Annotated in this window: 17 protein-coding genes; 6 read left to right on the forward strand and 11 right to left on the reverse strand. The window is 74.6% G+C overall.

Annotation, left to right across the window (positions count from 1 at the left end; all coding sequences use genetic code 11):
- Positions 1-71 precede the first annotated feature (71 nt).
- Positions 72-1,226: an acyl-CoA dehydrogenase family protein gene (locus ACQKM2_RS31320; protein WP_427715671.1), complete on the reverse strand. Its 1,155-nt coding sequence runs from the start codon at positions 1,224-1,226 to the stop codon at positions 72-74.
- A 90-nt stretch (positions 1,227-1,316) separates the two neighbouring features.
- Here ACQKM2_RS31320 and ACQKM2_RS31325 point away from each other — a divergent pair, with 90 nt between their 5' ends.
- Complete coding sequence (locus ACQKM2_RS31325) at positions 1,317-2,027, forward strand: TetR/AcrR family transcriptional regulator (protein ID WP_427715672.1); 711 nt, start codon at positions 1,317-1,319, stop codon at positions 2,025-2,027.
- Positions 2,028-2,059: 32 nt separating this feature from the next.
- Here the strand turns inward: ACQKM2_RS31325 and ACQKM2_RS31330 are convergent, their stop codons facing one another.
- From ACQKM2_RS31330 to ACQKM2_RS31365, 8 genes are all read right to left on the reverse strand, one after another.
- A complete protein-coding gene (locus ACQKM2_RS31330) occupies positions 2,060-3,139 on the reverse strand; it encodes a Zn-dependent alcohol dehydrogenase (RefSeq protein ID WP_427715674.1) in 1,080 nt (359 codons plus the stop codon).
- A 90-nt stretch (positions 3,140-3,229) separates the two neighbouring features.
- The gene (locus ACQKM2_RS31335; protein WP_427715676.1) at positions 3,230-4,642 is read right to left on the reverse strand and encodes an aldehyde dehydrogenase family protein; all 1,413 of its coding nucleotides are present in this window, start codon (positions 4,640-4,642) and stop codon (positions 3,230-3,232) included.
- 100 nt (positions 4,643-4,742) lie between these two features.
- Entirely contained in the window at positions 4,743-6,203 is a 1,461-nt protein-coding gene (locus ACQKM2_RS31340; RefSeq protein ID WP_427715679.1) for a CitMHS family transporter, read from the reverse strand.
- Between the two features lie 73 nt (positions 6,204-6,276).
- Positions 6,277-8,511 carry a molybdopterin-dependent oxidoreductase gene (locus ACQKM2_RS31345; protein WP_427715681.1) on the reverse strand — a complete coding sequence of 745 codons (2,235 nt, stop codon included), beginning with the start codon at positions 8,509-8,511 and terminating at the stop codon, positions 6,277-6,279.
- A 199-nt stretch (positions 8,512-8,710) separates the two neighbouring features.
- Entirely contained in the window at positions 8,711-9,331 is a 621-nt protein-coding gene (locus tag ACQKM2_RS31350) for a TetR family transcriptional regulator (protein ID WP_427715682.1), read from the reverse strand.
- Positions 9,332-9,377: 46 nt separating this feature from the next.
- Positions 9,378-10,700: a hypothetical protein gene (locus tag ACQKM2_RS31355; protein ID WP_427715685.1), complete on the reverse strand. Its 1,323-nt coding sequence runs from the start codon at positions 10,698-10,700 to the stop codon at positions 9,378-9,380.
- Positions 10,697-11,617: a hypothetical protein gene (locus ACQKM2_RS31360; protein ID WP_427715714.1), complete on the reverse strand. Its 921-nt coding sequence runs from the start codon at positions 11,615-11,617 to the stop codon at positions 10,697-10,699. Before ACQKM2_RS31360 ends, ACQKM2_RS31355 begins: the two co-directional genes overlap by 4 nt.
- Before the next feature lie 221 nt (positions 11,618-11,838).
- Positions 11,839-13,974, reverse strand: a complete 2,136-nt coding sequence (locus ACQKM2_RS31365; protein WP_427715687.1) for a right-handed parallel beta-helix repeat-containing protein — start codon at positions 13,972-13,974, stop codon at positions 11,839-11,841.
- Between the two features lie 459 nt (positions 13,975-14,433).
- Between ACQKM2_RS31365 and hmgA the strand changes: the two genes are divergently transcribed.
- Positions 14,434-15,747, forward strand: a complete 1,314-nt coding sequence (gene hmgA, locus ACQKM2_RS31370; RefSeq protein ID WP_427715689.1) for a homogentisate 1,2-dioxygenase — start codon at positions 14,434-14,436, stop codon at positions 15,745-15,747.
- A 72-nt stretch (positions 15,748-15,819) separates the two neighbouring features.
- Positions 15,820-16,569 carry a GntR family transcriptional regulator gene (locus tag ACQKM2_RS31375; RefSeq protein WP_042800699.1) on the forward strand — a complete coding sequence of 250 codons (750 nt, stop codon included), beginning with the start codon at positions 15,820-15,822 and terminating at the stop codon, positions 16,567-16,569.
- Positions 16,570-16,650: 81 nt separating this feature from the next.
- Here ACQKM2_RS31375 and ACQKM2_RS31380 read toward each other — a convergent pair whose 3' ends face one another.
- Positions 16,651-16,818, reverse strand: coding sequence for a hypothetical protein (locus tag ACQKM2_RS31380; protein WP_427715691.1), 168 nt, complete (start codon positions 16,816-16,818; stop codon positions 16,651-16,653).
- 150 nt (positions 16,819-16,968) lie between these two features.
- Between ACQKM2_RS31380 and ACQKM2_RS31385 the strand changes: the two genes are divergently transcribed.
- Positions 16,969-18,090 carry a type ISP restriction/modification enzyme gene (locus ACQKM2_RS31385; RefSeq protein ID WP_427715716.1) on the forward strand — a complete coding sequence of 374 codons (1,122 nt, stop codon included), beginning with the start codon at positions 16,969-16,971 and terminating at the stop codon, positions 18,088-18,090.
- 18 nt (positions 18,091-18,108) lie between these two features.
- On the opposite strand, the gene ACQKM2_RS31390 is transcribed toward ACQKM2_RS31385, so the two are convergent.
- Positions 18,109-18,831, reverse strand: coding sequence for a TetR/AcrR family transcriptional regulator (locus ACQKM2_RS31390; RefSeq protein ID WP_427715693.1), 723 nt, complete (start codon positions 18,829-18,831; stop codon positions 18,109-18,111).
- A gap of 77 nt (positions 18,832-18,908) precedes the next feature.
- Here ACQKM2_RS31390 and ACQKM2_RS31395 point away from each other — a divergent pair, with 77 nt between their 5' ends.
- Entirely contained in the window at positions 18,909-19,880 is a 972-nt protein-coding gene (locus ACQKM2_RS31395; RefSeq protein WP_427715695.1) for an ATP-binding cassette domain-containing protein, read from the forward strand.
- Complete coding sequence (locus ACQKM2_RS31400) at positions 19,877-20,668, forward strand: ABC transporter permease (protein ID WP_427715698.1); 792 nt, start codon at positions 19,877-19,879, stop codon at positions 20,666-20,668. The genes ACQKM2_RS31395 and ACQKM2_RS31400 overlap by 4 nt, the downstream gene beginning before the upstream one ends.
- The last annotated feature ends 2 nt before the right edge of the window (positions 20,669-20,670 follow it).

Below are 20,670 nucleotides of genomic sequence, written 5' to 3' on the forward strand. Positions count from 1 at the left end.
CCCAGCATCGGGCGCCGTGACGCGGGCCACATCCGCGCGGGTACTCAGACGCGTACTCATGCGCACGGGCCTCAGAAGGCGGAGACCCCGGTACGGGCGCGGCCGATGAGCAGCTTCTGGATCTGGCTGGTGCCCTCGTAGAGGGTCATGACCCGGGCGTCGCGCAGCAGCTTGCCGGCCGGGTACTCGTCGACGTAGCCGTAGCCGCCGTGCACCTGGAGGGCGTTGCTCGCGGCGCGCACCGCGGCTTCGGAGGCGAAGAGCTTGGCGGTGGAGGACTCGGTGGCGAAGGGCCGCCCGCGGTCGATCAGGTCGGCGACCCGCCAGGTCAGCAGCCGGGCCGCGTCGACGTCGACCGAGATGTCGGCGATCAGCTCCTGCACCAGCTGGTGGTGGGCGATCGGCTTGCCGAACTGCTCGCGCCGGGCCGCGTACGAGACCGCCGCGTCCAGCGCCGCCTGGGCGATGCCGACGCAGCCGGCGGCCACCGACATCCGGCCCTTGGCCAGCGCCGACATCGCCACGGAGAAGCCCTTGCCCTCGGGGCCGAGCATCGCCGAGGCGGGGACCCGGACGGCGTCGAGGGTGAGTTCGGCGGTGGCCTGGCCGCGCAGGCCCAGCTTGCCGTGCACCTCGCGGCGGGTCAGGCCGGGGCTGTCGGCGGGGACCAGGAAGGCGGAGATCCCCCGGTGGCCGGGGATCGCCGGGTCGGTCCGGGCGAAGAGGAGGACCACGTCGGCCCAGGTGCCGTTGGTGATGAACATCTTGCTGCCGCTGATGACGTACGCGTCCCCCTCGCGCACGGCGCGGGTGGTGAGGGCGGCCGCGTCGGAGCCGGTGCCGGGCTCGGTCAGGCCGAAGCAGCCGAGCGCCTCGCCGGAGCAGAGCCGGGGCAGCCAGGTCCGCTTCTGCTCCTCGGTGCCCCAGGCGGCGACGGTCTTGGCGACCAGGCCGAGGGAGACGGAGACGATGCCGCGCACGGCGGAGTCCCCGCGGCCGAGTTCCTCGGTGACGAGGACGTAGGAGAGGTGGTCGCCGCCGGAGCCGCCGTACTCCTCGGGGACGGTGAGACCGAGGAAGCCGAGGCCGCCGAGCTTCTTCACGATGGAGCGGTCCACGCTCTCGGCGCGGTCCCACTCGGCGGCGTACGGGGCGATCTCGCGGTCGGTGAACTCGCGGGCCAGGCGGCGCACGGCCTCCTGCTCCTCGCTCAGCTCCAGGTTCACGGGGCCCTCCCGGGGCGTGGTCCGGCCGCTCGCGGGGCTCTTAAACTAGCGGCGGTAGTTTATGGCGGGGCAGGGCCTACTATGTGGCGCATGGCCAGACCGCGCAAGCCCCTCCTCAGCAGAGACCGCATCGTCGAGGCGGCGGGCGTGCTCGTGGACGAGGAAGGGCTGGAGGCGGTCTCGACGCGGCGGCTGGCCGCCGCCCTCGGGGTGAGCGGGCCCTCGCTCTACAACCACTTCCGGACCAAGGACGCGATCCTGGAGGCCGTCGCGGACGCGGTGAGCGCGAAGGTCGACCTGTCGATGTTCGACGACGGGTCCGGCGGCGGGTGCGAGGGCACGTCCGGCGGCGGGTCCGGCGGGGCGTCCGGCGGCGGCAAGGACTGGCGGGGCGCCCTGTACGACTGGGCGCACTCGTACCGCGAGGCCCTCTCGGACCACCCGAACATCGTCCCCGTGCTGGCCCGCGGGCCGGGCCGGCGCCCGGCGGGGCTGCGGCTCGCGGACGCGGTGTTCGGGGCCATGACCGCGGCGGGATGGCCCCCGGCCCAGGCGACCCGGATCGGCGCGCTGATGCGGTACTTCATCCTGGGCTCGGCGGTGGCCTCGTTCGCCGGGGGCTTCGTGGACGACGAGACGGCGTACGACCCGGCGGACTACCCCCACCTGGGCCAGGCCCACCTGCTGGCGGAACGCCGGCGGGAGGTGGACGAGGGCGCCTTCGAGACGGGCCTGACGGCCCTCCTCGACGGCCTGGCCCTCCAGTACGAGGCCCTGCGGGCGGGCGCACCGGGGGCGTAGGGCCCGGGGCCGCCGCGCCCTGCGCCCGGCCGCTAGAAGACCACCAGCGAGCGGCCGCCCTTGCCCGCGACCATGGCGTCGAAGGCGGCCGGGATGCCGTCCAGGGTGATGCGGTCGGTGACCATGGAGCCGAGGTCGAGGCGGCCGGCCCGGACGTGCTCGGCGATCACCGGGAGGTCGCGGGCCGGGTCGCTGTTTCCGTAGACGCAGCCGCTGAGGGTGCGGGCGAAGTGGAAGATCTCCAGCGCGTGGAAGGCCACCTGCTGGTCCTTGCCGCCGATCCCGACGACCGTGGTGCGGCCGCCCCGGCGGGTGGACTCCCAGGCCGTGCGGATGGTCGCGGCGCGGCCCACGCACTCCACGGCCACGTCGGCGCCCTGCCCGCCGGTGAGGCCGCGGATCTGCTTGGCGGTGGTGTCGGAGGCGACGACGAAGTCGGTGGCCCCGGCGGCGCGGGCCAGCTCCTCCTTGGCCGGGGACACGTCCACGGCCACGATCGGCCCGGCCCCGGCGATCCGCGCGGCCTGGAGGGCCGCGAGGCCGACCCCGCCGACGCCGAACACCGCGACCGACTCGCCCGGGCGGACCTGGGCGCTGTGGTGCACGGCGCCGTAGCCGGTCAGGACGGCGCAGCCGAGGAGGGCGGCCTCGGGGAGCGGGATCCCGGCGGGCGCGGGCAGCACGCAGTTCGCCGCGACCACGGTCTCCTCCGCGAAGGCGGCGACGTTGAGCCCGGGGTGCAGCTCGTTGCCGTCGGCGTCATGGGCGTGGACCGCGCCCACCCCGGTCAGGGCCTTGGCGCAGAGCCAGACCTCGCCGATCCGGCAGTGGTGGCACGCCCCGCAGGACGGCGCCCAGTTGAGCACCACCCCGTCGCCCGGGGAGACGTGGGTGACGCCCTCGCCGACGGCGAGGACCGTCCCCGCGCCCTCGTGGCCGAGGACGGCGGGGACGGGCACCCGCATGGTGCCGTCGGTGAGGGACAGGTCGGAGTGGCAGACCCCGGCGGCGGCGAGCCGGACCCGGACCTGCCCGGGTCCGGGGTCGGGCAGCACGATGTCCCGTATCTCCAGCGGGGCTCCGACGGCGGGCAGGATGGCGGCGCGGACCATGGTCGTCGTCTCCGTGTCTTCGGGGCGGCGGGGGTTGCGGGGGCGGGGCTGCGGCGGGGCTTGCGGTCTTCGGCGGGGCTCCGGGCGGGGTCAGAACTGCAGGGACTTGGTCTGGAGGTACTCCCCCAGGCCGTGCGCGCCCAGCTCGCGGCCGACGCCCGACTGCTTGTAGCCGCCGAAGGGCGCGAGCACGTTGAAACGGCCGCCGTTGATGTCCACCTGGCCGGTGTCCATCCGGCGGGCGAACGCCACGGCCGTCTCCTCGTCCGCCGCCCACACCGCGCCGCCCAGGCCGTAGACGGTGCCGTTGGCGATGCGCAGGGCGTCGTCGTGGTCCTCGTAGGGGAGGATCGCCAGCACGGGGCCGAAGATCTCCTCCTGGGCGATGGTCATGTCGGGGGTGACGTCCGCGAAGACCGTGGGCGCGATGAAGTACCCGCGCTCGTGGGGCGCGTCGAGCCCGCCCGCGACGAGGCGGGCGCCTTCCGCGACGCCCTGGTGGATGTACGAGCGCACGCGGTCGCGCTGGACGGCGTTGACGACCGGCCCGAGGCGGGTGGCCCGGTCGCGGGGGTCGCCCGAGGGATACCCGGCGACGGCGGCGGCCGCGAGGGCGACGGCCTCCTCGTGCTGGTCCCGGTGGACGAGCATGCGGGTGAGCGCGTTGCAGCTCTGGCCGGTGTTGTTCATGACGTGTCCGACGCCCGCCGCGACGGCCTTGGCCAGGTCGGCCCCGGGCAGGATGACGTTCGCCGACTTGCCGCCCAGTTCGAGGGCGACGCGCTTGACGGCGGCGCCGGCGATGGCTCCGATCTTCCTGCCGACGGCGGTCGAGCCGGTGAAGGAGACGAGGTCGACGCCTTCGTGCTCGGCCAGCGCCTGGCCGGCGACCGGGCCGGTACCGGTCACCAGGTTGAAGACTCCGGCCGGGATGCCCGCCTCGTGCACGGCTTCGGCGAAGAGCTGTGCGGTCAGCGGGGTGTCCTCGGCCGGCTTGAGGACGACGGTGCAGCCGGCGGCGAGAGCGGGTGCCACCTTGGCAACGACCTGGTGCAGGGGATAGTTCCAGGGCGTGATGGCCCCGACCACGCCGACCGGCTCCATGAAGACGGTGGAGTTCCCCACCCGCTCCTCGAAGGCGTAGGAGCCGGCGAGTTCGGCGTACGAGGAGGCCACCGCGATCGGGGCGCCCACGTGCACCGCCTCCGCGAAGCCGAGGGGGGAGCCCAGCTCGGCGGTGATGGTCTCGGTGAACTCGCCCTTGCGGGCCGCGAGCACGTCGCGCAGGGCGCCGATCAGCGCTGCCCGCCCGGCCGGAGCCGTGGCCGCCCAGCCGGGGAAGGCCGCGCGGGCCGCGCGTACGGCCGCGTCCACGTCCTCGGCCGTCCCGGCCGGGACGCTGCCGATGACCTGCTCGTCGGCCGGGTTGACCACCTCGATCCGGCCGGTTCCGGCGGCGGGCCGCCATTCCCCGCCGATGTACATCCCGTCGTGGGTCTTCATGGCATTCCTCCCGGGCACCTACGAGCGCGTGGACCTGTCCTCGCCGACAACACCCTACAAACTAGCGCCGGTAGTTTTCGGCCCGCCAGAGGCCGGGGGGTCAGATGATGCCGAAAACCATCCCTGCCGCCAGGACCACGACGGAGGTGAGGGCCGCCCATTTCACGGTGAAGCGGGTGTGGTCGCCGAATTCGACCCTGGCCATGCCGACGAGGACGTAGACGGCCGGAACCAGCGGGCTGGACATGTGCAGGGCCTGCCCGACGAGGGAGGCACGGGCGATCTCCAGCGGGGACACCCCGTGCGCGGCGCCCGCTTCGGCCAGTACCGGCAGGACGCCGAAGTAGAAGCCGTCGTTCGACATGAAGTAGGTGAGGGGCAGGCTCAGCAGGCCGGTGACCAGGGCCATGTGCGGGCCCATCCCCTCGGGGATGGCGCCGACGAGCCAGTCGGCCATGTGCTTGACCATGCCGGTGCCGGTGAGGACGCCGGTGAAGACGGCGGCGGCGAAGACCATCCCGGCGACGTTGAGGACGTTGTCCGCGTGGGCGGCGATCCGGGCCTTCTGGTCCGGCATGTGGGGGAAGTTCACGGTGAGGGCGAGGGCCGCGCCGAGGAGGAACAGCACCGGGATGGGCAGCAGCTCCATGATCATCGCGGTGAGCAGGGCGAGGGTGAGGCCCGCGTTGAACCAGTAGAGGTGCGGACGCAGGGTCGGGCGCCGGGGGGCCAGCCCCTGGAAGCCGTCACCGTCCTCCGGCGAGCCGTCGGCCGGCCCGGCATCGGAGGCCCCGGCGGCGGCTCCGGCGCCGGCTCCGGTGGCGGGGGCTGCCGCGCCCGGGACGGGGGCGGAGCCGGCGGTACGGGTTTCCTGGGAGGCCTCCCCGGCGCCGGTACCGGCCGTCACCAGGGACTCCTCCACGGCCTCCGCGCCGGGCATCACGAGGGAGCCGATCCGGCGGCGCTCCCGGATGCCGAGGACGTAGGCCAGGACGAAGACGAACAGCAGGCCGACCGCGAGGGCCGGGATCATCGGGACGAAGATGTCCGCCGCGTCGAGCTTGAGGGCCGTGGCCGCGCGGGCCGTGGGGCCGCCCCAGGGCAGGGTGTTCATCACGCCGTTGGCGGTCGCGGCGACACCGGTCATCACCACCAGGCTCAGCCCGAGCCGCTTGTACAGCGGGTACATGGCCGAAACCGTGATCATGAACGTGGTCGACCCGTCCCCGTCGAGCGAGACGATCGCGGCGAGGACGGCCGTGCCGACCACCACCCGCACCGGGTCCGCCTTGCAGAAGCGCAGGATGCCCCGGACGATCGGGTCGAAGAGGCCGACGTCGATCATCACGCCGAAGTAGACGATGGCGAACATCAGCATGGCGGCGGTCGGGGCGAGCTTGCCGACGCCGTCGATGACGTAGTCCCCCAGGTGCGCGCCCTTTCCGGCGAACACGCAGAAGAGCGCGGGGATGAGGACGAGCGCCGCGATGGGCGACATTTTCTTCAGCATGATCAGGACCAGGAAGGTCGCGATCATGGCGAAGCCGAGGAAGGTCAGCATGCAGGGAAGGTAGGTGCCGCCTCCTTACGCCAACAAGACGTCCACGCGTGAGCAATACGAGCAAAACCCCAGCTCAGGGCAGGGGTGTCAGGGTGACGGGGAAGCCGTTGAGCACCGCCGTGCCCGAGAGCGGGTCGAGGCGGGTGCCGTCGAGCAGCTGGTTGACGTTGACCCCCGGCTCGGCTCCGGCCACCGCGAGCCGGGTGCCGTCACGGTCGTGGCCCCAGCCGTGCGGGAGGCTGACCACGCCCGTGCGGACCGCGTCGGTGACCTCCACCGGCGCCTCCAGGCTGCCCCCGTCGGCGGTGACGCGGGCGCGGCCTCCGTCGGCCAGGCCGAGCCGGTCCGCGTCGGCGGGGTGGACCTGGAGGGTGCACCGGTTGGAACCTCCGGTGAGGGCCGGGACGTTGTGCAGCCAGCTGTTGTTGGAGCGCAGGTGGCGGCGGCCCACGAGCACCAGGGCGGCGGGGCGGGCGGCAAGCGCCGCGCGCAGCCCGGGGAGCTCGGCCGCGATCGGCTCCGGGAGCAGCTCGATCCTGCCGCTGCGGGTCCGCAGGAGGCCCGGCAGCCGGGGCCGCAGCGGGCCCAGGTCGATGCCGTGCGGGTGGGCGAGGAGCCGCTGCAGGCTGAGCCCCTCCGGCCGGTCGGCGGCGCCGAACAGGTCTCCGTACGGGCCGAGCCGGAGCATCAGGTCGAGTCGGCGCTCCGGTCCGGACTCGCCGGTGAGCTGCCCGGCCAGGGCGGCCGGGTCCGCTCCGTGGAGCGGGGAGCGGCGATCGGCGGTCTCCTTGGCGAGGGCGGCCCGGATCGCCATGTCGTCGACGGCGGACGGCTGGGCGGAGCCGTGCATGCCGGAGACGGCGAGGACGAGTCGCGCGTGGATCTCGCACTCGTCGAGCCGGTCCGCTTCGAGGGGGACGGCGGGCCGGGTGTAGCGGACCTGGTTGCGGACGGCGAACCCGTTGAAGGCGAAGTCGTGGTGGGCGCTCTGCGAGGGCGGCGGCGGGGGCAGGACGACGTGGGCGTGGCGCGAGGTCTCGTTGAGGTACGGGTCGACGCTGACCATGAAGTCGAGCCCGGCGAGGGCCGCGTCGAGCCGCCGGCCGTCGGGGGCGGACAGCACGGGGTTGGCCGCGATGGCGATCAGGGCGCGGATGCGGCCCTCTCCCGGGGTCTCGATCTCCTCGGCCAGGGCGGCGGTGGGCAGTTCGCTCTTGACCTCGGGGTGCCCGCTGACCCGGCTGTGCCAGCGGCCGAGGGCGAACCCCCTGCCGGGCCCGGCGGGCCGGGGGCGCGGACCGGCCGCCGGGAGCGGGAAGAGGGCCCCGCCGGGGCGGTCGAGGTTGCCCGTGAGGATGTTCAGTACGTCCACCAGCCAGCTGGCGAGCGTCCCGTGCTCGACGGTGCAGCTGCCGATCCGCCCGTAGACGGCGGCGGTCGGCGCGGCGGCCAGCTCCCGGGCGAGGGTGCGGATCCGGTCGGCCGGCAGGTCGCAGGCGGGGGCGACCGCCTCAGGAGTGAAACTCCCGAGGGCGTCGGCGAGTTCCCGGAGTCCTTCGGTGTGTTCCGTGAGCGCTCCGGGGTCGGCGAGCTTCTCGGCGAGCAGGGTGTGCGCGAGCGCGGCGAGCAGCAGGGCGTCGCTGCCGGGGCGGGGCGCGAGGTGCGTGTCGGCGAGCTTGGCGGTGCGGGTGCGGCGCGGGTCGACGACGACGAGCGTGCCGCCCCGGGCCCGGAGCGCCTTGAGCCTGCCGGGGAAGTCGGGGGCGGTGCACAGGGAGCCGTTGGACTCGACGGGGTTGGCGCCGACGAGCAGGAGGAAGTCGGTGCGGTCGAGGTCGGGCACGGGGATGGCGAAGGGGTCGCCGAACAGGAGCCCGCTGGAGACGTGTTTGGGCATCTGGTCGAGGGTGCTGGCGGTGAAAAGGTTGCGGGTGCCGAGGGTGTTGACGAGGAGCGGCGGGTAGAGGGCGCCGGCCATGGTGTGGACGTTGGGGTTGCCGAGCACGATGCCGACGGCCTGGGGGCCGTGGTCCTGGACGAGGGCGGGGACGGCGGCGGCGACGGCGTCGTAGGCCTCGTCCCAGGTGGCCTCGCGGAGCCGTCCGGCGCGGCGGACGAGGGGGGTGCGCAGCCGGTCGGGGTCGGCGTCGAGGGCGCCGAAGGCGGCCCCCTTGGGGCAGATGAAGCCGCGGCTGAAGACGTCGTCGCGGTCGCCCCGGGCTCCGGTGACGGTGGTGCCCTCGATGGTGAGGGTGAGGCCGCAGGTGGCCTCGCAGAGGGGGCAGATGCGCGGGGCGGTGCGGGGCATGGGCCCTCCTGGGGGCGGCAGGCTGCGGCGCGGGCACGGCGGGGCCCGAGCATACCGACCGGTAGGCACGGAGGGGAGGGGGTTGCGGCACCCGGTTGCTCCCGAGCGGATGCGGGGGGAGCCAAGGGGTCGGGGGGAGCCAAGGGGTTGGGGGGAGCCGGAGAGCCCGGCGGGAGCCGGAGGATCCGGTCCCGTGGGGTCAGTCCAGGACGCGGGCCAGGTAGGCGTGCATCATCGCCCGGGTCTCGGCGACGATGCCGGGGTCGCCGGCCGGATCGGCCCGGAAGGCCAGCTGGACCAGCGCGTCGGTGGCCTCGACGGCCACCAGGACCGCCCGGGACAGTCCGGGGTCCGGGGTGAGCCCGAGGTGGGTGCACAGCAGCCCGGTCAGGCGGGCGGCGACCAGGTGGTTGGGGTCGGAGGCGGGCCCTTCGGAGGGCGGGGCGGGCACCCCGAAGTCCACGAGGGCGAAGCCGGGGACGCTGCGCTTCATGGCCAGGTACTCGTCCAGCACGGCGTCCACTACGGGCCGCCAGTGCGTGGCCGGCAGCAGGGCGAGCCGCCGCTCGATGCCCTCGGCGTACTGCTCCAGGTTGCGCTGGGCCAGGGCGACGGCCATGGCCCGCTTGTTCCCGAAGAAGCGGTAGACCGAGCCGATGGGCACGCCGGCCCGAAGGGCGACGGCCCGGGTGCTGAGGTTCTCGTAACCGGTCTCGTCGAGGAGTTCGGCGCAGGCGTCGAGGATCCGGGCGAGGCGGTCGGCGCTGCGCTGCTGGACCGGGGTCCTGCGCAGGGGGTGGGCGGGAGGCACGGGGTCCATCATGCCGCTCCTGGCTCGTGGGTCCAGTGGTGCGGGTCCCCGCTCCTCAGTTCAGGAGGAGGGTCAGCCCGCCGATCGTGTACGTGATCATCAGCGCGAGCAGCGGCAGTTGGCCCGCCACCGCCTTCGCCGGGGGGAAGAGGCGTACGGAACGGTCGTGCGCGGCGATGACGCCGAGTACGTGACCGGCCACGACGGCGACCACCTGGAGGGCGGCGAGAGCGCCCGGACCCAAGGGGGGACTGGGATCGGGGGCGTTGTCAGTGCCGAGTGCCATGATTACCGTACGTGGTCCTTCGGTGACGAGGAGGGAGAAGTAATGGGCGGTGAGATAGCCGAGGGCGATCGGCACGAGTGAGTGCGCGAAGGCGGTCAGCGGCCGGGGGTGCGGGCCGCTGACGAGGCGGGTGGCCGCCGCGCACAGGCAGTACAGGGTGGCGACGAAGGCGACGGAGGCGAGCAGTCCGAGCGTGGCCGTGGGGGTGCGGCCGAGGGGGGAGGTCTGAAGGGTGTCGATCCAGGCGGGGTTGTCGGAGTAGCCGTCGTAGGCGGTGGAGCCGAGCAGGACGCAGACGGTGGCGACGAGTCCGGGCCGCTCGGGCGTCGCGTCGAGTCCGTGGAAGGGGTTGCGCAGGACCAGGCGGCCGTCGCTGCGGCGGCCGAGGGGGGAGAGCCTGGCCAGGAGGTCGGAGTAGACCTCGAAGGCGTCGGCTTCGGCGAACCAGCCCTCGCCGAAGCGGGCGGCGAGCAGCAGGTGGGCGGCGGTGTAGGCGGTGAGGGCGCACAGGAGGGTGGTGGTCGATGCGGGATCGGGAGCGACGAGTTCGAGCCAGGTGAAGCCGAACAGTCCGGCGGCGGCGGGCCATTGGCCGGTCCGGGGCGGCAGGGGGCGGCCGGCCCCGGGCGGGCGGCGGCGGACCCGGGCGAGGAGGCGGTGCAGGGTGCGCAGCGGGTTGAGGAGGCGCCAGACGGGGCCGAGGAGGAGGGAGGCGGGCACGATCCCGACCCACAGCAGGACGTAGACGGCGCCGGGAGCGGGGTTGCGGGCGGGGTCGTCGGGACCGAGGAGGAGGTGGAGGAGCACGGCGAGGGCTGCGGCGAGGCCCAGTCCGCGCAGGGCGGTGCGGGTGGCCGGCGCGTCGGCCGCCCGCTGGAGCCCGGCGGGCAGGGCGAGGCCGGAGCGGTCGCCGCGGAAGCGGGAGGCGGACCAGAGGAGGCCGAGTGCGAGGAAGGAGACGAACAGGGCCGTGAAGGCGCCGGCGAAGGCGTAGAAGGGGGAGATCGGCAGGTCGTGCTGGGAGCCGATGCCGTGCGCGAGCAGGGCCGACGGGCCGGGCGGGGGAAGGACCACGGGTGCCGCCGGGCTCATCGGACGAGGAGCTGGGTCAGGACGAGCCGGGACTCGTGGGTCTCGACCTCGAACAGGCCCGTGCGGTCGGCCGTCAGGACCAGGGTGGCCTCCTGGCCGGCGGGCAGGGCGAGTTCCTTGTCGTAGCCGTGGACGTGCAGGGTGTCGGCGCGGTCGCTGGTGACGCGCAGGGCCAGGCGTTCGCCGCGCTTCAGCTCGGTGCGGCCGATGGCAGGCACCACCTTTCCGTCCCGGACCGCGAGGGTGACGGTCCGGTCAGTCGGCGGGGCGGGCGGGGTCGCCTGTGGTGCCGGCGTCGCCGGGGAACCGGTCGGGGCGGGTGCGGGGTGGCTGTGGGCTCCCTGGCCCGGGGGGCCCGCGGTCAGCTCGACGGCCGCCTCGACCGGCTTGCCGGCGACGGCCCAGGCCGTGTGGTCGTCGGCGTACAGGCGGACGGTCAGGGTGTGCGTGCCCTCGGGCACCTGCGTCGCGGGCAGGTGGAACCAGGGGCCGTACAGCCGGGCCAGCTTGCGGCCGTCGAGTTCCAGGTGGGCGTGGCCGGCGCCGGTCAGTGCCGCGCCGCCGACGCTGTCGGGGGTGAAGCGGAAGCCGGTCACGGCCAGTTGGAGGTTCCAGCCGTCCTCGGAGTCGGGGCGGGCGGTGAGCTTCACCTGGGGTGCCCCCCGGGCCGGGACCTCGCGCAGGCGGTGGCCGCCGGCGTCCTGGGTGTCCAGCAGGGTGCCGGCGCCGCCGGTGGCCTGTTCGTGGGTGGTGCCGGGTTTGTGGTGGGTGGTGGCCCGGCCGCCGCAGCCCGTCGCCGCGCCGCCCGCGAGCAGCAGGAGCAGGGCCACCAGCGCCGCCGTGCGGGCGGGGCGGCGGCGGGTCCGGGGGGCGGGGGTCCGGCACACGTCGCACCGGATGCGGGTCTCTGCGGGCACGTTCACTGCGGGCCTCCGGGGGTGGGACGGGGCGGGCGGGGGCGGGGCGGGCCCCGGGCCGGATGACGGCCGGGCGGGGCCGCGACCCCCGGGCCGGCGGCGGGGCGAGGGCCGCGGGCGTTCTGGCCGGGAGCGGGCCGGGGGGCCGCCGGCCCCTCCCCGGGCAGGATGGCGAGCCCCGGGCGGGGCCTGCGGCCCCCCGGGCCGGCCGGCGGGGCGGGTCAGGCGGGGCTGCCGTGGGTGTCGGCGGTGGTGGTCAGGCCGGGGGCCGGGCCGGCCGGGACGGGGGTGCGGTCGCCGGACGGGTCGTCGCCCGGGCCGGCGGGCCGGGCGGGGGCGGCCGGGCCCGGGCGGGCCGACGCGACGACCGCCCACAGCACCCACACCACCGCGACCAGGACCCGTACCCAGGCGGGGCTGAGCGGGATCCACGGGATCATCAGGACCGCCTTGTCGAAGGCGTCCAGCAGGGTCAGGGCGCCCAGGAGCAGGGTGAGGCGCGCCAGCCAGGGGCGTTGGGGGCGCAGTGCCAGGCCGGCGCCGGTCCACCACAGGCCGAGCAGGAGCAGGGCCAGTGCCGGGACGGGGGTGTCGGTCAGGGGCGTCGTGGAGCCGGCCACGTCCAGGGCCAGCCCGGCCAGGCCTGACAGCGAGGCAGCCGTGCCCAGCCGGGAGCCGCGCAGGCGCCGCCACCACAGGGTGCCGCCGACGAGCAGCAGCACCGCCGCCACCGCCACCGCGATCTGCGTCTCGACCCGCTCCAGGCCCCGGGCGCCGTACCAGTCGCAGCCCGCCGGGAGCTTGCGGGCCTGGACGTTGTAGTCGGCGCAGACCATCAGCTGGGTCAGCTTCACCGGTTCGCCCACCAGGCGGGCCGCGGAGCCGCTGACCTGGCCGCGTTCCTTCCCGCACTGAGGAAGCGTGCCCGGGGTGGAGCCGTCGGGGCCGTCCTGCCAGCAGTTCCCGCGGCCCTGGCCGTCCCACCACACGTCGGTGCCGTTGGGCCGGGAGGCCCCGGACCTGTCCTTGCCGAGCACGTTGCCCGCGTACCGGTTGTGGTGGGAGGTGTCGGTCTGCTTGGACCACTTCTCCTCGCCCCGGATGAAGGCGGGGACGGCGCTGAGGAAGAAGCCCGCGCGCCGGTGGCCGTACACCCAGTTGCCCTCGTAGAGGTTCCAGTTGCCTCCGGCGGTGATGATGCCGGTGCCGGGCGGCATGGAGATCTGCGGGCAGACCACCCCCTGCTCGTAGCCGCGTTCGGCGGGCGGTTTGGCGCAGGTGCCGTCGGCGACGTAGTGGTAGTAGTCGGCGTTGTTGTCGTGGATGAGGTTGCGTTCGAAGCGGGCGTGGTTCTGCGGGAGTCCGGGGTGTCCGGGGAAGGCGCTGTCCATCGAGGCGCCGCCCATGTTCTGGTCGAACTCGTTGTCGTGGACCCACACCGAGTCCCCGGCGGTGCCGGAGTAGCCGACCATGTTGTGGTGGCTGCGGCAGCCGGTGATCTCGATGGAGTAGCGGGGCACGTCGTAGCCGCGGCCGTCGTTGATGTTCGAGGCGCTGCCGGGGTAGATGCCGGAGTCGCCGTTGCCGTAGGACTCGCAGTTCTTGTAGAGGCCGTGGTCGCTGGCGAAGGTCAGGAAGCCGTACTCGTCGTTCCAGCGGGTCAGGACGTCGTCGATGACGAAGCCGTCGCCGGCGAGCACGTACAGCGAGTTGAAGGTGGTGCGCTGCGCGGTGAAGTTCCGGAAGTAGATGCCGTTGGACCGGTCGGCGCGGATGGCGTTCAGCTTCTGGTACCCGGCGTCGACGACGACGTCCGTGCGGGCGGCTCCGGTGCCCTCGATCTGCAGGTTCGTCTTGCCGAGGATGGCCACGAGGTTCTGGTTGTGGCGGCACTTCTCCTGCTGCTCGTAGGACAGGATCTGGTAGCCCAGTGAGGAGTCGGGGGCCTTGAGGTTCGCGCACTCCCCCGCGGGTGCGGGCAGGGAGGGCTCCTCCTCGTAGAGGCCGGGCAGGATCGCGATGTTCATCCCCGGCCGGTCGACGGCGTCCACGGCCTGCTGGAGGTGGCGGTAGCCGCTCTTCTCGCAGCGCTCGTAGAGGTCGAGGTTGCGCTGCCGGAGCTGCGGCGGGAAGCCGGCCACGCGGCGTTCGAAGGCGGGCCGGTCGGTCTTGCAGACCAGCAGGTCGGGCTCGGCCGCCGTCCGGTAGGCGGGGACGGATCCGGTGCCGTCGGGGAGGGTGACGGGGCGCTCCTCGTGCGCGCGGGCGGCGGGCGCGGCGGCGAGGAGGGACAGGAAGGCGAGGAGGGCGGCGAGGAGCGCCGCCGGCACGGCAGGGAACCTGCGGGTCCACGACATGCGCGAGAGAGTAGAGCAATGTTCATCTTTTGGGATCCCCCCGTGCGGGGTCCCTCCGGGCGGTGACCGGATCGTTGCGCGAATGCCTGCGGCGCGGGCCGGGGGGGCGACGGGCGGGGCGGCCGGGGGCCGGGGGCCGGGGCGGCAGCCGGGCGGGGACGGCGGGCGAGCGGCAGCGAGCGGGCGGGCGGCTTGGGGTGGCGGCCGGGCAGAGGCGGAGGCCGGGCGGGGATGGCGGGCGGGCGGGGACGGCGGGCGGGCGCCAGCGAGCGGGCGGCTTGAGGTGGCGGCCGGGCGGGGGCGCCGACCGGCGGGCGGCCCGGCGGGCCGGTGGAGCCCCTCCGGCCCGCCCCGGCCCGGCGGAGGTTTCGGCCGGTGGCCGCAAGAGGGCGTTGACGGGGAGGGGCCCGGAATCCTACTGTCGACCATAGGATTCCTTCGAGGGAGCGGGAGCAGCCCATGAGTGAGCAGGCCAGGAAGACGGCGGAGGCGCTGGAGTACCTCACCGGCTTCGGGAACGAGCACAGCTCGGAGGCCGTGCCCGGCGCTCTCCCGCTCGGCCGCAACTCCCCCCAGCGCGCCGCCCTCGGCCTCTACGCCGAGCAGCTCAGCGGCAGCGCCTTCACCGAGCCGCGCCGCCACAACCGCCGGTCGTGGCTGTACCGGATCCGCCCCTCCGCCGCCCACCCGGCGTTCACCCGCGTGGACAACGGCGCCCTGCGCACCGCGCCCTTCACCGAGGCCGTCCCGGACCCCAACCGGCTGCGCTGGAACCCGCTGCCCGACCCGGCCCCCGGCACCGACTTCCTTTCCGGCCTGTGGACCCTCGGCGGCAACGGCGACGCCACCCAGCGCACCGGCATGGCCGTCCACCTCTACTCCGCCAACGCCGACATGACCGACCGGGTCTTCAGCGACTCCGACGGCGAGCTGCTGATCGTCCCCGAGCGCGGCGGCCTGCTGCTGCGCACCGAGCTCGGCCTGCTGAGCGCCCGCCCGGGCGAGGTGGCGCTGATCCCGCGCGGCGTCCGCTTCCGCGTCGAGCTGCTGGACGGCGACGCCCGCGGCTACGTCTGCGAGAACTACGGGCAGCCGTTCGAGCTGCCGGACCTCGGCCCGATCGGCGCCAACGGCCTGGCCGCGGCGCGGGACTTCCGGGCTCCGGTGGCCGCGTACGAGGACGTGGAGCGTCCGACCGAGGTGGTCAACAAGTTCTGCGGCAACCTCTGGACCGCGACCTACGGCCACTCGCCGCTCGACGTCGTCGCCTGGCACGGCACGCACGTCCCGTACGTCTACGACCTGCGCAAGTTCAACGTGATCGGGTCCATCAGCTACGACCACCCCGACCCGTCGATCTTCACCGTGCTGACCTCGCCCTCCGACACCGCGGGGCTGGCGGGCGTGGACTTCGTGGTGTTCGCCCCGCGCTGGCTGGTCGGCGAGGACACCTTCCGCCCGCCGTACTTCCACCGCAACGTGATGAGCGAGTACATGGGCCTGATCGAGGGCGCCTACGACGCCAAGGCGGAGGGGTTCGTGCCGGGCGGCGGCTCGCTGCACAACATGATGTCCGCGCACGGTCCGGACCGGGAGACCTTCGACAAGGCCAGCGCCGCCGAGCTGAAGCCGCAGAAGATCGACGACGGCCTGGCCTTCATGTTCGAGACCCGCTGGCCGATCACCGCCACCCCCCAGGCGGCGGGGGCGGAGCACCTCCAGCGCGGTTACGACGACGTATGGGAGGGTCTCCAGCGGCACTTCCGCGCCTAACATGCCGGTGTCCCCCTGCGCACCGCCCCGCCCCGTCGTCCGATGACGGCCGGCCCGTACGGAGAACGACCCGTGACCGCCTTCGCCCCCGACTCCCTGGTACTCAACCGGAAGCTGCCGCTCTGGTACCAGGTGTCCCAGTCCCTGCGCGCCTCGATACTGGGGCGCACTCCGGACGCCTCGCTGCGGCTGCCGACCGAGGAGCAGCTCGCCGAGCACTACGGGGTGAGCGTCCTGACCATGCGCCAGGCGCTCAAGGAGCTGGAGGGCGAGGGCCTGATCAGCCGGCACCGGCGGCGCGGGACCTTCATCGAGCCGGGCGCGATGCGCAGCGCCCCGGTGCGGCTGCTCGGCTCGGTGGACGCGATCGTGGCCCAGCAGTCGGGTGACCTGACGACGGTGCTGGGCCGTGAGCGCACGCCCGTGGCCGGGGAGTTGCTGGAGCACTTCCCGGACACGGCGGAGGTGGTCACGTACCGCAGGCTCCGGCGCGACGGGGAGAGCGGGGAGCCCACCAACTGGGCGGAGAACGCGGTCCGTCCGGAGCTCGCCGACGCCGTGGACCTGGCCGACCTGGAGCGCTGGCCGATGACCAAGGTGCTGCGCGACGTGGTCGGCGTGCGGATCAGCCGGATCACGGACACCGTGGAGGCGCGGCTCGCCGACCCGGTCACGGCCGAGCTGCTGGAGGTCCCGCTGCTGAGCCCGATCCTGCACTACACCGGCGTGACCTACGACGAGGACGGGCGGGTCGTGGACGTGGCCCGGATCCGGTACCGGGGCGACCGGTTCTCCTTCACGGTGACCGTCGAAGCACCCTGAGCCGGTTCCGGGCTCCGGGCTCCGGGCTCCGGGCTCCGGGCTCCGGGCTCCGGGCTCCGGGCTCCGGGCTCCGGGAACCTCCTACTTCTGCTGCTCGTTCTCCTCTGTGACACGTTCGCCCTCGGCCTGGGAGGGCGTGGTGCGCATGGTCTGCGGGTGCCGCTGCATCTTCTCCCGCTCGTCCATGTCCTCGTCGAGCCGCTCGCCCTCGGCCTGCGACGGGGTCGAATACTCGTCGTACATGCTCATGACCGGCTCCTCGGTCGGAACGGGTGCGTACGTACGGGACGTATACGCATATAAGGAGCGTAACGCTTCGGCCGGGACACGGCCCCGCCCCGCCGGGCCGTCGCTACCATCTGCCGGGTGAGCGCTGACGTACCGCTGCTGGACGATCTGATGCCCTGGGCCGTGGGCGGCCTGCGCCTGGGCCGGGACTGGGTGGCGGCGCCCGATCCCGCCACCCTGCGCGCCCGGTGGACGGCCCTGACCGGCGCCGAAGGGGCGGAGCGGGAGCGGCTGTTCCGCCCGAGCCGGACCCGTACGCCCTCCGCCGGGGCGGCCGCGCTGCCCGGCCAGCGCTCGGCCACCGCCCGTTTCGCCGACGCGCCCGGCGCGTTCCCGGACCCCGTACGGGTGCTCCGTGCGCCCTTCGACGAGCAGTGGCTGCTGCCCGACCAGCGGCTCATCGACTCCGCCCGCCCCGAGCTGTGGCGGGTGCGCGACGCTCAGCAGGTGTTCCTGCTGGAGGCGCCCGGCCTGCTGGCCACCGCCCACCTCCCGGCGGGCCGGCTCGGCCGGATCCGCCCGCTGCACCGGCGCCCCGGCGGGGCCGAGCCGAACCTGGCGCCGGGCCTGCTGCCCCTGCTCGGCGGGCGCCACGGCGGCTGGGTCACCCCGGAGGACGTGCTGTGCTGGGTCCTCGCCGCCGGGCGGCCGGGGCCCCGGGGGTACGAGGTCCCGCTGGCGGCCGACCCGGAGCGCTGGCGGGCCGGCCTGGAGCTGGGCCACCGGCTGCTGACGGTCCAGCTGCGCGGGGCGCGCGGCGGGGAGCCGCCCCGGCTGCCGGGCGGGCGGCGGCCGTACGTCCGGGCGGCGGTGACGGCCTGGCCCGCGGGGCTCGGCTACGAGCCGGAGTCCGAGACGCTGACCCTCGGGGACGGGGCCGTCTCCCCCGTCCCGGTGGAGGCCTGGGAGTACGAGGTGCAGGGGGTCCGGGTGCTGGAGGCGTGGTTCGGCGCCCGCTGCGCGCACCGGGATCCGGGGGCCGGCGGCCTGGAGGGGCTGGGGCCGGCCGAGTGGCCGCAGTCCTGGACCTCGGAGCTGCTGGCCCTGGTGACGACGCTGGCGCTGCTGGCCGCCCTGGCGCCGGAGCGGGCGGCGTTCGTTCCCGGGCCGCTGCTGCCGGCCGCGGAGCTGGAGGCCGCCGGGGTGCTGCCGCCGCCTCGCTGGGCCCGGCGTCCGGCCTCGGTGCTGGACCACCAGGAGGAGGGGCCGGGCGGGCAGTTCGCGCTGCTCTGACCCCTCTCCGGGGCCCTCTCAGGACCACCCCGCCAGCAGCCGGGACACCGCGCGGTCGAAGACGTCCGTCATGTCCGTCCCGGCGGCGGTCACCGGTGTGCCCTCGGTGAGGGCCGCCGTGAGCCTCGGGTACTCCCCCGTCGCCAGCCGCGAGCCGAGCCAGGCCGTCCGTACGCCTTCCTCGGCGGCCTCGCTCCAGGGCAGCGAGCGGGCCCGTTCGGCCAGGGCCAGTTCCCCCGCCACGAAGGTGGCCACCGTGCCGTTGACGGCGGCGATGAGCTCCAGCTTCTCGGCCCCCGACGCCTCCAGCGGCTCCAGGCAGGCCAGGCTGTGCTCCAGGTACCGCAGGGCGTTGGGGCTGAAGCCGTGGACCGGGCTCAGCAGCCGGGGCAGCCAGGGGTGGCGGTGCATCACGTCCCGGGTCTGCCGGGCCAGGGCGAGCAGGTCCTCGCGCCAGCGGCCGGTCGGCGGGGCGAGGTCGTACTCCGCGCTGACCGCGTCCACCATCAGCTCGTACAGGTCCTCCTTGCGGGGGACGTAGTTGTACAGGGACATCGTCCCGGCGCCGATCCCGGCCGCCACCCGCCGCATGGAAACGGCCTCGATCCCCTCCGCGTCGGCGATCCGTACGGCCTCGGCCGCGATCGAGTCGCGGCTGTGCGCGGGCCGGGGCCCGCGGCCGGCCCGCTGCGGGCGGGCCCAGATCACTTCGGGTTCAGCGGGGCGCCCGCCGGCTGTCATCGGTCACATCACCTCGTCGTTCGTCTCCGCCCCATCTTAGTTACGTACACCGTACGTAGTGCGATAGGGTGCGACGCATGACAACTACGTACGCTGTACTTAGTGAAGGTCTGGAGAAGCACTACGGCGAGGTGCACGCCCTGCGCGGGCTCGACCTGGCCGTGCCGGAGGGCACCGTCTGCGGACTGCTGGGCCCCAACGGCGCGGGCAAGACCACCGCCGTGCGGATCCTCACCACGCTCACCGCACCCACCGCCGGACGCGCCCTGGTCGCCGGCCACGAGGTCACCGCCGACCCGGCCGCCGTACGCCGCGCCATAGGCGCCACCGGCCAGTACGCCTCCGTCGACGGGGACCTGACGGGCCGGGAGAACCTCCGGCTGTTCGCCCGCCTCGCCGGTCTGCGGGGACGGGCCGGGCGCGAGCGCGCGGACGCGCTGCTGGAGCGGTTCGGCCTCGGCGAGGCCGCCGACCGGGTGGCCGCCACCTGGTCGGGCGGCATGAGGCGGCGCCTGGACCTGGCCGCCGGGCTGGTCACCCGCCCCCGGGTGCTCTTCCTCGACGAACCCACCACCGGGCTGGACCCGGCGGCCCGCGAACAGATCTGGACGGCGGTGCGCGACCTCGCCGACGAGGGCACCACCGTGCTGCTGACCACCCAGTACCTGGAGGAGGCCGACCGGCTCGCCGACGACATCGTCGTCGTGGCCCGGGGCCGGGCCGTCGCCACCGGCACCCCGGCCGGCCTCAAGGCCCGGATCGGCGCCCGCGCCGAGGTCACCGTCACCGAGCCGGCCGCCCTCGCGGGCGCGGCAGTGGTCCTGGACCGGCTCACGGGCGGGCGGCCCGCCCTGGACGAGGAGCGGCTCACCGTCGGCGTGACCGTCCTGGACGGCGGGCTCACCCTGCCCCGGATCATCCGCGAACTCGACGCAGCCGGGATCCCGGTGACCGACGCGAGCCTGCGCCCGCCCACCCTCGACGAGGTCTTCCTGCGCCTCACCCGGATCCCCTCCGCCACCCCGGACGAGAAGGAGCACGCGGCATGACCACCCTGCTGTCGGACGGCGGCGCCGTCCTCACCCGCCAGCTCCAGAAGGCCCGGCACGCCCCGGCCCTGCTGGTGCTGACCCAGACCATGCCGATCATGATGCTGCTCTTCTTCGGCTACGTGTTCGGCAGCGCGCTCGCGATGCCGGGGTCCGAGTACCGCGAGTTCCTGGTGCCCGGGCTGCTCGCCGCGACCGCCGCGAACGGCCTGATGACCGGCATGTTCACGGCCGCGCAGGATGTCCACCGGGGCGTCATGGACCGCTTCCGGACGCTGCCGATGAGCCGGGCCGCGGTCCCGCTGGGGCAGACCACCGCCGACCTGCTGACCACGGCGGTGTCGATGGTGCCGCTGATGCTGGTGGGGCTGGCGATGGGCTGGCGGGTGGAGAACGGGCTGCCCGGAGCCCTGGGGGCGCTCGGCGTGCTGCTGCTGTTCCGCTTCGCCACCGCCTGGGTCGGCACCTACCTCGGGCTGCTGAGCCGCAGCGAGGAGGCCGCGGGCCAGCTCGGCAGCGCCACCTTCATCCTGCCGATGCTGTCCAGCGCGTACCTGCCGACGGCCGGACTGCCCGGCTGGCTGCGGACGGTCGCGGAGTGGAACCCGATCAGCGCCGTCGCCACCGCCGTCCGGGAACTGTGCGGCAACGCGGGCGGGGCGGCCACGGCACCGGGCGCGGCCTGGCCCGCGTCGCATCCGGTGGCGGGCGCGGTGCTGTGGTCGCTGCTGCTCCTGCTCCTGGCCGTGCCGCCGGCCACGCGCCGGTTCGCGCGCGGCCGGGGCTGAGG

The organism is Streptomyces sp. NPDC004126 (genome assembly GCF_050275515.1).
GTDB lineage: Bacteria > Actinomycetota > Actinomycetes > Streptomycetales > Streptomycetaceae > Streptomyces.